The organism is Flavobacterium sp. N1719, from assembly GCF_025947045.1.
GTDB lineage: Bacteria > Bacteroidota > Bacteroidia > Flavobacteriales > Flavobacteriaceae > Flavobacterium > Flavobacterium stagni.
Genome location: NZ_CP109993.1, coordinates 2251769 through 2264344, shown reverse-complemented (window position 1 = coordinate 2264344; position 12576 = coordinate 2251769). Strand labels below are relative to the sequence as shown.

11 protein-coding genes are annotated in these 12576 nt (G+C 38.7%); 6 read left to right on the top strand and 5 right to left on the bottom strand.

Going from position 1 to position 12576, the window contains the following annotated elements:
• Window positions 1-25: 25 nt before the first annotated feature.
• Complete coding sequence (locus OLM45_RS09620; protein WP_264509749.1) at window positions 26-349, top strand: YbaB/EbfC family nucleoid-associated protein; 324 nt, start codon at window positions 26-28, stop codon at window positions 347-349.
• A 3-nt stretch (window positions 350-352) separates the two neighbouring features.
• Here the strand turns inward: OLM45_RS09620 and OLM45_RS09615 are convergent, their stop codons facing one another.
• Entirely contained in the window at window positions 353-1378 is a 1026-nt protein-coding gene (locus OLM45_RS09615) for a threonine aldolase family protein (RefSeq protein ID WP_264509748.1), read from the bottom strand.
• 48 nt (window positions 1379-1426) lie between these two features.
• Between OLM45_RS09615 and prfB the strand changes: the two genes are divergently transcribed.
• A protein-coding gene (gene prfB, locus OLM45_RS09610) for a peptide chain release factor 2 (protein WP_264509747.1) occupies window positions 1427-2525 on the top strand; the annotation gives its coding sequence in 2 pieces (ribosomal slippage) (window positions 1427-1489 and window positions 1491-2525; 1098 coding nt in all).
• A 26-nt stretch (window positions 2526-2551) separates the two neighbouring features.
• On the opposite strand, the gene OLM45_RS09605 is transcribed toward prfB, so the two are convergent.
• The 4 genes from OLM45_RS09605 to OLM45_RS09590 all read right to left on the bottom strand — a co-directional run bounded on the left by OLM45_RS09605 (window position 2552) and on the right by OLM45_RS09590 (window position 6749).
• Window positions 2552-3319: a dienelactone hydrolase family protein gene (locus tag OLM45_RS09605; protein WP_264509746.1), complete on the bottom strand. Its 768-nt coding sequence runs from the start codon at window positions 3317-3319 to the stop codon at window positions 2552-2554.
• A 108-nt stretch (window positions 3320-3427) separates the two neighbouring features.
• Window positions 3428-4657, bottom strand: coding sequence for an OprO/OprP family phosphate-selective porin (locus OLM45_RS09600; protein WP_264509745.1), 1230 nt, complete (start codon window positions 4655-4657; stop codon window positions 3428-3430).
• Window positions 4658-4768: 111 nt separating this feature from the next.
• On the bottom strand, window positions 4769-6094 hold the full coding sequence (locus OLM45_RS09595; protein WP_264509744.1) for an inorganic phosphate transporter: 1326 nt from the start codon (window positions 6092-6094) through the stop codon (window positions 4769-4771).
• A 10-nt stretch (window positions 6095-6104) separates the two neighbouring features.
• The gene (locus OLM45_RS09590; RefSeq protein ID WP_264509743.1) at window positions 6105-6749 is read right to left on the bottom strand and encodes a DUF47 domain-containing protein; all 645 of its coding nucleotides are present in this window, start codon (window positions 6747-6749) and stop codon (window positions 6105-6107) included.
• 172 nt (window positions 6750-6921) lie between these two features.
• Between OLM45_RS09590 and OLM45_RS09585 the strand changes: the two genes are divergently transcribed.
• The 4 genes from OLM45_RS09585 (at window position 6922) to OLM45_RS09570 (ending at window position 12571) form a co-directional block, all read left to right on the top strand.
• Entirely contained in the window at window positions 6922-8550 is a 1629-nt protein-coding gene (locus tag OLM45_RS09585; RefSeq protein ID WP_129461246.1) for an acyl-CoA carboxylase subunit beta, read from the top strand.
• A 274-nt stretch (window positions 8551-8824) separates the two neighbouring features.
• Window positions 8825-10474: an RluA family pseudouridine synthase gene (locus OLM45_RS09580; protein WP_264509742.1), complete on the top strand. Its 1650-nt coding sequence runs from the start codon at window positions 8825-8827 to the stop codon at window positions 10472-10474.
• Between the two features lie 38 nt (window positions 10475-10512).
• Window positions 10513-10941, top strand: a complete 429-nt coding sequence (locus OLM45_RS09575) for a hypothetical protein (RefSeq protein ID WP_264509741.1) — start codon at window positions 10513-10515, stop codon at window positions 10939-10941.
• 4 nt (window positions 10942-10945) lie between these two features.
• Window positions 10946-12571, top strand: a complete 1626-nt coding sequence (locus tag OLM45_RS09570) for a M1 family metallopeptidase (RefSeq protein ID WP_264509740.1) — start codon at window positions 10946-10948, stop codon at window positions 12569-12571.
• The last annotated feature ends 5 nt before the right edge of the window (window positions 12572-12576 follow it).

Genomic DNA, 12576 nt, shown 5'->3' with positions numbered 1-12576 from the left:
TTTTGCCCACTTAAAATTGAAAATTATGTTCGGAGATTTAATGGGAATGATGGGTAAAATCAAAGAAACCCAAGCCAAAATGGAAGCCACAAAAAAACGATTAGATACCGTTCTAGTCGATGAAAAAAGCACAGATGGTTTATTAGCCGTGACAATTACGGCCAACCGTACTATTCGTTCTATCCAGATTGATGATTCGTTATTGAACGATAAAGAAATGCTGGAAGATTACTTAGTCAACGTTCTCAACAAAGCCATCACCAATGCCACGCAAGTGAATGAAACGGAATTGGGTGCTGTAGCCAAAGAAGGCATGCCCAACATTCCGGGAATGGACTTGTTTAAGTAAGTTTTAGAACACCATTTTGGCCAAATGTTCCATGACATAACTGTGCATCACCTGTTTGTAATCCAAATGGGTAACCATGCGGAGTTTGCCTTGGCCCATCGAACTGATATGTATGTTTTTCTGTTTTAATTTGTCGATGACCCATTTTTCTTCCAATGTTTTACGCACGGAGAAAATGATAATGTTAGTTTCAATCGGCTCTACTTTTTCAACCCAAGGAAGAGTCGCTAAAAGTGCGCCCAATTCTTGTGCCCGTTGGTGATCTTCTTCCAAACGTAAAATATTATTTTGTAGCGCATACATTCCGGCTGCTGCCAAATATCCGGATTGACGCATACCGCCGCCCAATATTTTTCGAATCCGTAAGGCACGTTTCATGTCTTCCTTCGAACCCAAAAGCAAGGAACCTACTGGTGCACCCAAACCTTTGGATAAACAAACCGAAATGGTGTCAAACAATTCGCCAAATTGTTTCGGATGCTGCTTTTTGGCGACCATAGCATTCCATAAACGTGCACCGTCCAAATGGTATTTCAAGTCATGCTCAAGACAAACTTGTTTAATGCGCTTCATTTCAAGGATTTCGTAACAAGCACCTCCTCCTTTGTTGGTCGTATTTTCCAAACTTACCAAAGCTGATTTAGGGGCGTGGTAAAATTCTGGATCGTTGATGTGTGTACGAACTTGTTCAGCCGTAATGAGTCCGCGAGTGCCGTCTACCAGCGAACAAGAGACGCCACTGTTAAAAGAAGCACCCCCGCCTTCATAATGATAAATATGGGAATATTTGTCGCAAATCACTTGCTCTCCCGGTTGGGTGTGCAACTTTATCGCTGTCTGATTCGCCATGGTTCCACTAGGAAAAAACAAAGCGGCCTCCATACCAAATAAATGTGCCACTGATTCCTCCAATTCGTTTACAGTAGGATCTTGTTTATAGACATCATCCCCTACTTTGGCACGAAACATATACTGTAACATTTCATTGCTGGGTTTGGTAACGGTATCACTGACTAAATTTATTTCCATATCTGTGTGAGAAGCTTTACTTTTGCGGCTACAAAACTACATTAATTTATGACAAATACCGAACAAATCAAAGGTATTGTAGAACGTCTTGGCGCGTTGAGGAGGTATCTTTGACATCGATGCTAAATTGATCGAAATTACCAACGAGGAAGAGAAAACCTTTGCGCCCGACTTTTGGAACAATGCCAAACAAGCGGAAGTTATTGTTAAAAACCTGAGATCCAAAAAGAAATGGGTGGAAGATTTTAATAAAGCAAACAATCTTTGTGAAGAATTGCAAATTACGTATGAGTTTTTCCGGGATGGCGATGCTTCAGAAGAAGAATTGGATGCTGCTTATGACTTGGCCTTTCAGCAAATTGACGATTTAGAATTCCGAAATATGCTATCTGATGAAGGCGATAGTATGAGTGCCGTTTTGCAAATTACTGCAGGTGCGGGCGGAACAGAAAGTTGTGATTGGGCTTCTATGTTGATGCGAATGTATTTAATGTGGGGTGAAAAACAAGGCTACAAAATCAAGGAATTGAATTTTCAAGAAGGTGATGTCGCCGGAATCAAAACGGTGACGCTTGAATTTGAAGGAGATTTTGCATTTGGTTATTTAAAAGGAGAAAATGGGGTGCATCGATTGGTGCGCATCTCCCCTTTTGACAGTAATGCCAAACGCCATACTTCGTTTGCATCGGTGTATGTATATCCTTTAGTGGACGATACTATCGAAATTGAAATTAGTCCTGCTGATATTGAAATCACGACCGCTCGTTCGAGTGGTGCTGGTGGGCAAAATGTAAACAAGGTGGAAACCAAAGTACAGTTGTTGCACAAACCTACCGGAATTCAAATTCAATGTTCGGAAACTAGATCCCAACACGATAACCGCGATCGCGCGATGCAAATGTTACGTTCGCAATTGTATGAGATTGAATTGAAAAAACGCATGGAACAACGTGCCGATATTGAAGCGAGTAAGATGAAAATCGAATGGGGTTCACAAATTCGGAACTATGTGATGCACCCTTATAAATTGGTGAAAGATGTGCGCACCGGACATGAAACGAGTGATGTAGATGCCGTAATGAATGGCGATCTGGATTCGTTTTTGAAAGCGTATCTCATGATGATGGGACAAAAAGAAGAAGAATAAAAAAGCGGTCAGTTGACCGCTTTTTTTTATAAAAATAATTCGTTGAGCAATTGTTTGAACGCTTCCCAAGAACGTTGGTCGGCTTTTTCATTGTAGGCCGCTCCTTTGGAATTATCCGTTCCGGCACCTTTATCGGTAAAGGAATGTACGGCATTGGCATAATACACCATTTCCCAGTCGGCTTTAGCTTGACGCATTTCATCTTGAAAAGCTGTAATTTCTTCTTTAGGAACATAGGGATCATCGGCACCATGAAGCACTAATACACGAGACGAAATTGGTGAAATAGTACGTGAAGCGTCGCGACCTAAACCCCCATGAAATGAAACTGCCGCAGCGATGGGCAAGTTCATGCGGGCCGCTTCCAATGCACCGGTTCCGCCAAAGCAATAGCCCATTACTACAATTTTATCTTTGGCTGCTCCCAATTGGATGAGCTGTTCATATGCCAATTGAATTCGTTTTTGGTATTCTAAGATATTCTTTTTGAAATACCCTGCTTTTTGTCCTGCTTCTTTATAATCTTTCGGTCGTTGGTCCACTCCATAAATATCGGCCACAAAAGTATAGTACCCCATTTTTTGTAATTGTTCAGCCGATTCTTTGGCATGAGTGTCAATTCCCATCCAAGCGGGTAAAATGAGAATACCCGGTTTTCCTTTTACCGCTTTTTGGGGAGTTCCCGAAAATCCGCTCAACACTTGGGATTCATCTTTATATTCAACCGCTTTCAGTTGGGCAAACGACATTGAACTGGCCAATAAGCCTGCTATTGCAACTAGTTTTATTTTCAATGGGTTTAATTTTTAATAATACTACTCCTTTTGAATAAAAACAGGTGTTAAAAAATCCGTAAATCAAATGAACGATTTACGGATTTCAAGACTTTTTTCAACTATTTCTTAGATGCCCATTTCGATTTGAAAACGGAAATACCAGTTGTTTTTTTCACTTTTATCCCCGTAATTAAGGGTGTCATAGGTAAATTCGGTTTGCAATTTAAAGGCATGTTCCCAAATGTATTTTGTCAATCCAATAGTATACTCTTTCGTGTCGGGTGTTTGATTTACAATATCTTTTCCTACTTTTTGAAGGGAATACCGAGCAATGATTTCATAGTTGGATTTTGTCAAATAACTCAATTGATAATCAAAGCCACTACCCACATACACATAATTGGATTGTGTCAAATCATCAGGATTGAAAGTGATTGCATTTTTTGTAGTAGTGCGCGACATATAACTAGTCATGGCAGCGAATCCTTTGTATTTGAACATTCCATCTAATAACACCGATTTTAATGTTCGTTGTTCATACAAATCATTTCCTAATTGTCCTTGTGTACGTTGGGCATGATTATTTTGTTGAAAAGCCCCTGACAACAATAATTTAGGTTTTTTTTCACGCATCAAGTCGCCTTCAAAATTAGTTCCATCTTTGGTAAACGAACCCAACGGCAAAAGTTCAATTTTCCCTGTAAAAGCTAAACCCGCATCTGGACCCTTAGTTGTATTTCGACCTTCTCCTGTTGAAACTGCTGCTTTAACATTATAGGAAAATTTGTCTTTGTATTCGTTTAAATTATGAATTTGAAAACCGAAATCACGATCGATATTAAAACGTGCATTATTGATGGATCGATCTGTCAATTGTAATCCACCTGAGGAATTCACCCGTTGGCGATTACCGGGTAGTTTCGTTTGTCCGAAACTAAAATTCCAATGGGTATTGGGACGATACATAATTACCGCATCACGAATAATATTGTAATTATCACCCTCTACCAAAGGACCTGTATCACCCGGAGCAAACGACAATTGAATCGCATATAAAAATTTTGGATTTCCCACAAAACCATCGAATCGCAAGCGCAAGCGACGAATTTGCCAATCGTAGCCACTTGACTCACCTTCGTTATCAATATAAGTTGCTCTATTTTGGATACGAAAACGAATATTTAATTGAAATAAACTGTCTGGTGCTGTCAATCCTAATCCTTTCCCATAACTATAATAGGGTAAGGTAGATAATAATAAGTCATTATCCTTTTTATTTTTTTCAAATGAAATTTGAGCGAATGAAGTACCGAAAAATAAAAGTGAGCAAATTATTACTGGGAATGTAATTTTCATTAAAGTATAATTTTTGTCTACTAAGTAGAATTTACATTTTAGAAACACTAACTTAACAGTTAGGGAGAAATCACAAAAAAAACCGACAAATAATGTCGGCTTTATATTGTATTAAATGAACAAATTTATGAGATAATAAGCTAACGCGGCCATTACTGCTGAAACAGGAATCGTCAAAATCCAAGCCCATAACAAATTAACTGTTACTCCCCATCGGACAGCGGAAACCCTTTTGGTCACTCCTACACCGATGATTGAACCCGTGATTGTATGCGTAGTTGATACTGGGATTTTAAAATGCTCTGTAGAGAATAATGTCAAAGCTCCAGCTGATTCAGCCACTACACCTTCAAATGCATTTACTTTGGTGATTTTGGAACCCATCGTTTTCACAATTTTCCAACCACCACTTAAGGTTCCAAGTCCGATGACGGTATAACAAGCTAGAGGAATCCACTCGGGCATCTGACTCTTGATTCCTTTTTCTTCATTGGGTAATACCACTTGTAACCATTCTGGCATTGAAATTACTTCTTGGTGCGTTGTATTTAAATAAACAGCAACTGCAGCAGCAATAATACCCATCACTTTTTGCGAGTCATTTCCTCCATGGCCTAAACTAAAAGAAGCTGAGGATAATAACTGCATTCGTTTTAGGATGGATTCTGCTTTAGAGGCAGAGAATCGGCTAAATACTAAATTGAAAAGGGCGAGACTATAGAAAATGATCGCTACTAAAAGCCATTTGATGTTATGGGGTTCAGTGACAACCGACCAAAAATGACTTTCAAATCGTGGTTTTTCAATTTTATCATACCCTTTCATTACAGTAAATAAAAACCAAAAGACTAAGGCCATTAATGCTACTGTAAAAATTTTAGGCCCGATTGCTTTGCGTGAGGAATACATCATCCACAAGGAAATACAATAGGATATGATCATTCCAATCAAAGGCGCTAATACTATAAATGAGATCACGATTACTACCCCACTGGGTAATAAATCCCCTTCTTTGGGAGCTTTATACCAAGATACAATTCCCCAACCAGTATGTGCTACGTCTTTTACTTTACCTGAAAAACCATGTGCAATAGCAGCTCCAGCAAATCCACCAATTAAGGTGTGCGATGAAGATGAAGGAATTCCTTTCCACCAAGTGATTAAATTCCAAATGATAGCAGCAATAATTCCCGCTAGTATTACCGTTAAATCGATACTGTCTGTTTTGGCCGTTTTAGCTACCGTATCAGCAACCCCAAAGCCAAAAACCCAATAGGCCAAGAAATTAAAGAAAGCGGCCCATAATACGGCTTGAAAGGGAGTCAATACCTTGGTCGCAACAATCGTAGCAATGGAATTGGCTGCATCATGGAATCCATTGATGTAGTCAAAGCCTAGCGCTAAAACGATAATAATTATAAGTAATGTAAATTCCATGGAAACGCAATTAAGAATGTTTCACAGAAATCTGTTCCATCACATTGGAAACACTTTTACATTTATCCGATGCCATTTCTAGAGAAGACAATACTTCTTTATACTTGATAATGTTTTTTGCATCGGTTTCATTTTCAAAAATATCAGCTACTGCTTTGTCAAAAACGGCATCCGCTTTACTTTCTAATTTATTGATTTTTTTACACGTATCTTTAATCGCCTTCGGGTTTTTCAAATCTTTTAATTCTTTGATTCCTTCTTGAATCAATTGACAAGCTTCTAAGTTGATCTCCGTCAATTTACGAATCGATTTCGTAATCTTTTCAACTTGATATAAACGTATACGACTTGCCGCTCCGTGCATATTGTCTGCTACGTTATCAATAGCTTTTATTAAGGAGTGAATATCTTCACGGTCAAAAGGCGTGATAAAATTACGGCTTAATTCCAAATGTGTTTTGTGTGCAATATCTTCGATAATTGCTTCTAATTCTTCCACTTTTTTGAACAATTCCTCTCGTTCACTTTTAGGTGCATTTACCGCATCGTGCAACGTACCTGCCATTAACGTTAAATGCTCAGAAGCTTTTTCAAAAAGAGGAAAGAATTTTTTATCTTTTGGGACAAAAAACTGAAATACACTATTTAAGGTCATTTTTTCTAAAATTTACCCCGCAAAAGTAATTTTTGTATGTTAAGCCAATATTAACAAATAAACAATTCCCCGTTATTTTTTTACATTAATTTAATATTACCAACCCTTCCTATTTGGCGGTTATGAAAACGTTTTCGTACTTTAGCGACACCAAAAACGAAATGACTGCCCTATGGACTTAAACTTCAATAAAAACGAAGATCACAACAAACTTTTACTCTCCGATCTCAAACAAAAATTTGCCAAAGTAAAACTCGGTGGCGGCGAAAAACGCATAGAGAAATTACATGCTGAAGGCAAAATGACGGCCAGAGAACGTATCGATTATTTACTCGACAAAGATAGCAAATCGATAGAAATTGGAGCCTTTGCTGGAGACGGAATGTATCTCGAACATGGCGGTTGTCCTTCGGGAGGTGTAGTTGTAAAAATAGGCTACATTCAAGGAAAACAATGTATCGTTGTGGCCAATGACGCTACCGTAAAAGCGGGCGCTTGGTTTCCCATTACTGGAAAGAAAAACTTACGCGCACAAGAAATTGCTATAGAAAATCGATTACCCATTATTTATTTGGTGGACTCTGCAGGTGTCTATTTACCAATGCAGGATGAGATTTTTCCGGATAAAGAACACTTCGGACGTATTTTTCGCAACAATGCCATCATGAGCAGTATGGGGATTACCCAAATTGCAGCCGTTATGGGGAGTTGTGTGGCCGGTGGAGCGTATCTGCCTATCATGAGTGATGAAGCGTTAATAGTAGACAAAACGGGAAGTATTTTCTTGGCAGGAAGTTATTTAGTAAAAGCAGCTATTGGTGAAAATATTGATAATGAAACCTTAGGCGGTGCCACAACCCATTGTGAAATTTCGGGCGTAACCGATTACAAAGCCAAAGACGACAAAGATGCTTTGGATCGCATTCGTTCCGTGGTAGGAAAAATTGGTGACTATGAAAAAGCCGGATTTAATCGTGTGAAGTCTGAAAAACCCGCTTTAGAACCTACCGATATTTATGGTATTCTACCCAAATCCCGCTCGGATCAATACGATATGATGGAAATTATCAAACGTATGGTGGATAATTCTGAGGTGGATGAATACAAAGCAGGCTACGGTCAGTCGATTATTACTTGCTATGCCCGTATTGACGGTTGGGCGGTCGGAATTGTAGCCAACCAACGAACGGTTTCCAAAACGAAGAAAGGAGAATTGCAGTTTGGCGGTGTGATATATTCTGATAGCGCCGATAAAGCCACGCGTTTTATTGCCAATTGTAACCAAAAGAAAATTCCGCTGGTCTTTCTACAAGATGTTACCGGATTTATGGTGGGTTCCAAAAGTGAACACGGCGGAATCATTAAGGACGGTGCCAAAATGGTGAACGCCGTTTCTAATTCGGTGGTTCCAAAATTTACCATTGTCATCGGAAATTCCTATGGTGCAGGAAATTATGCCATGTGTGGAAAAGCGTATGACCCAAGATTAATTGCGGCTTGGCCTAGTGCTGAATTGGCCGTTATGGGTGGTGCACAAGCGGCAAAAGTGTTGATGCAAATTGAAGCCGCTTCCCTAAAAGCCAAAGGTGAATTGGTTGACGCGCAAAAAGAACAAGAATTGTTTGATAAAATAAAAGCGCGCTATGATGCACAGGTTTCACCGTATTATGCTGCTGCCCGACTTTGGACGGATGGAATTATCGATCCATTGGATACCCGCACTTGGATTTCTATGGGAATTGAAGCGGCCAACCATGCGCCTATCGAAAAGAAATTTAATTTAGGAGTAATCCAAGTTTGATGAACAAAATACAAATTCGAATACTTGAAATCTTTGGAACGCTCCTCGTGGGTGTTCCTTTTTGTTTGTGGATATCTAATTTACTTTTCTTTGATGAAGGATATTGTATTGAAAGAAGTTTTCCCTTTTTCAACCCAATTTATGATCTTTTTTTTGAGGGGTATCACGACGATCCCAACGGTTATTTCTTTATCCTTATACTTATTCTAGGTTATGGTTGTTCAAAAATGTTCATCTTTGTACTGCGAAAGTTGTTTCGATTTTGAAAAAAAGAATGCCTGATTTATTCCAAAAGTTTGAAAAACCTTTCTCCGAACATCCTATTCCGGAGCGATTTACCTTTCCATTTTATTACGACCCTCATCCGCTGAGTCTTGAGGCAGCACGTTTGCTTCAAGAGTATTTGAAAAGCCAATCCGATTTTGAGCACAACTTCGGACTTGATGATGGACATACGGGAATGGTGATTGGCAAAATGTTTGGGGTTTTAGTGGTGCAAAATGAAGCAAACGAATTAGGCTATTTATGGGCTTTTTCAGGGAAACTAGCCGATAAAAATCATTGGCCCAAATTTGTCCCCACGGTTTACGACATGCTGGAAGATAATGGCTACTTTAAATCAGAAGAACGTATACTTAATAATCTTAATTCAAAAATTGAAACTCTCGAGAATTCAGTAGATTATAAAAATTTACTTGAAGCAACTAACAAAGTAGTAATAGATGCCAATGAAGCGATTGTAACCTATAAACAATCCATCAAAAAAGCAAAAAAAGAACGGGCTTTATATCGTGAAAGGCATTCTAACTTGAATGATGAAGAAGCGTTGCAATTAATTCAAGCCAGTCAATTAGAAAGTATTCGCTTGCGACAATTACAATTGGATTGGAAAGATAAAATTGCAAAAGTTACAACTGAACTGATGCAATTTGAAGATCAAATCAACCTACTCAAAGAAGAACGCCGAAACCGTTCCGCCGCCCTTCAACAAAAGTTGTTTTCTGATTATGCATTTTTAAATCAATACGGTGTCACCAAAAGTCTGCAAACCATTTTTCAAGGGAATCCACCTGCAGGTGCTGGCGAATGTGCTGCACCCAAATTGTTGCATTATGCATTTCAAAACAAATTAAGACCATTGGCCATGGCCGAATTTTGGTGGGGGCAATCACCCAAGTCTGAAGTACGCAAACACGGCCAATTTTATCCCGCTTGTACGGGTAAATGCGAACCCATACTTGGACATATGTTGGAAGGAATTCCACAAGAAGACAATCCGTTTTTGGTCAATCTAGGCGCCAATAAATCCTTGGAGATCATCTATGAAGACGAATGGATTCTGGCGGTAAATAAGCCCACTGATTTGCTTTCTACACCTGGAAAAAACATTACGGATTCAGTATATACACGATTAAAAGAAATGTATCCCCAAGCCACAGGTCCGTTAATTGTGCATCGTCTAGATATGGCCACCTCTGGGATTTTGTTATGTGCCAAGGATGAAGCAACTTATAAAAAACTGCAACATCAATTTATAAAACGGACTATAGAGAAAGAATACTTGGCTTTATTGTCTGGAACTCTCACAGAAAAGGAAGGCATCATCGAACTTCCTTTACGGGTTGATTTAGATAATCGACCCAATCAAATTGTATGTCATCAATTTGGAAAACCGGCGGTCACACATTGGAAAACCATTGAAATCAAAAATGGAAATACATTAGTTAGGTTCAAACCCATCACAGGTCGCACCCATCAATTGCGTGTTCACGCCGCCCATCAATTGGGTTTAAATTCACCTATTCTTGGTGATGATTTATATGGAGTAAAAGGAAGTCGATTGTGTTTACATGCCGCTTATTTGAAATTTTTTCATCCCACAAAAAAAGTGACCATTGAATTACAATCACCTATTTCATTTTAAAACTAGAGATTTTTTATATTTACAAAAAAAACGATTCTATGAAAAAACTAATTATTCTTTGTCTATCATTGGTGTTAACTTCCTGTGTTGACGGAGTCGATGAAGCCCCACAAGACGTGAGTAACTCCCCTTATATTTTCATGCGTGTAAATAACAATGACCGTACCTTTTCTCAGGTAAGCTATACGATTTACAATGCTGATTTATTAAATTTTTACGGTATCATTGATAGCAATAATCAATGCAACATATTTGTAAGTTCGTCAAACACTGGAGCAACGGCTATAGATTCCATTTCCATAAAATATTTAGGAAATTTATACCATGCCAAGTCCTCAACATTAAAAGATGTTCAAGTCAATAATGGGGAACGCATTGAAGGAACGTTTTCTGGACAATTTGAAAAAAATAACGATCCCAATGTTAATTTAAGTATTACTGATGGTTCTTTCCGCGTTATTAAATAAAACGATGAGAAAAGTTTATTTTTTTCTTGCTTTTGTAATTATCAATTCAATATTCGCCCAAGAAAAAGCTACCTATTCCCGTAAAGATTCGTTGATGGGGGGATTTTCAAAGGAACGCACTTGTTACGATGTCAAACATTACACCTTAAACATCACCCTAAATCCCGATCAAAAATTCATTTCAGGCAGCAACACCATCAATTTTGATGTCCTAAAAGCTACCCGCCGAATTCAGGTGGATTTGTTTGCTAATATGCAAGTCGATTCCATCATTTGGAACCAACAAAAATTAAAATACTCCCGTGAATTTAATGCCGTTTTTGTCGATTTCCCTAATGAGTTAACGCCTGAAACCAGTCAGTCCATCCAATTTTATTATTCTGGAAATCCACTCATTGCCAAACGTGCCCCTTGGGATGGCGGATTTGTTTTTACGAAAGATAAACAGGACCGACCTTGGATTGGCGTAGCGGTGCAAGGGACAGGAGCAAGTTTGTGGATGCCCATTAAAGACGGGCAAAGTGACGAACCCGATACCGGAATTGATATTAAAGTGGCTGTTCCCAACGGTTTAATGAATGTTTCAAATGGACGTTTTAAAGGTTCTTTCCCACAACCCAACGGTTATACTCGATGGGATTGGGACGTAATCAACCCGATAAATTCTTATGATATTACATTAAACATTGGTCATTACATCCATTGGTCGGATAAATTGGACGACCTTGATTTGGATTATTATGTTTTGGACTACAACCAATCCAAAGCTGAAAAGCAATTTGCAGAAGTGAAACCCATGCTAACTTGTTTTCAATCCAAATTTGGTCCCTATCCATTTAAAGAAGATGGGTATAAATTGGTGGAAACCTCCTATCTGGGCATGGAACACCAAAGTGCTGTGGCTTATGGTAACAAATATTTCAAAGGGTATTTAGGTTCTGATTTATCGGGAACAGGCGTAGGTTTACTCTTTGATTTTATCATCATCCATGAAAGTGGCCATGAATGGTTTGGGAATAGTATCACTTCACGCGATATCGCCGACATGTGGATTCATGAAGGATTTACCCAATACAGTGAGATGGTCTACATCGAATGTCAATTTGGCTACGAGAAAGCGTTACTCTACGGTAAGGGATTACAAAAAAATGTATCCAATGACCGACCCATAATTGGCGATTATGGTGTAAATGCCGAAGGATCTGGTGACATGTATCCGAAAGGTGCACTATTACTCAATACACTGCGTCATGCTTTACACGATGATGCCTTGTGGTGGAAATGGTTAGCCGCCTACACCTCTAAATTCAAACATCAAATCATTACAACACCTATGGTTGTTGATTTTTTTAACCAAGAAACTCAAAAAGAATGGACTTCCGTATTTGATCAATATTTAAAATATACCCGAGTTCCCGAATTGCAATTGCGCAAAAACGGAAAAAAATTAGAAGTGCGATGGATCGCTGATGTGCCCCAATTGAATTTACCCGTCTTTGTCACCATAAACGACAAAGAAGTACTTTTGAATCCAACTAATGAATGGACCACCACTGATTATAAAATCAAATCGTTGGATGAAGTCACAGTGGATTTGAAAAAGTTTTTTATTACAGTTTCGTATCAATAAAAAAA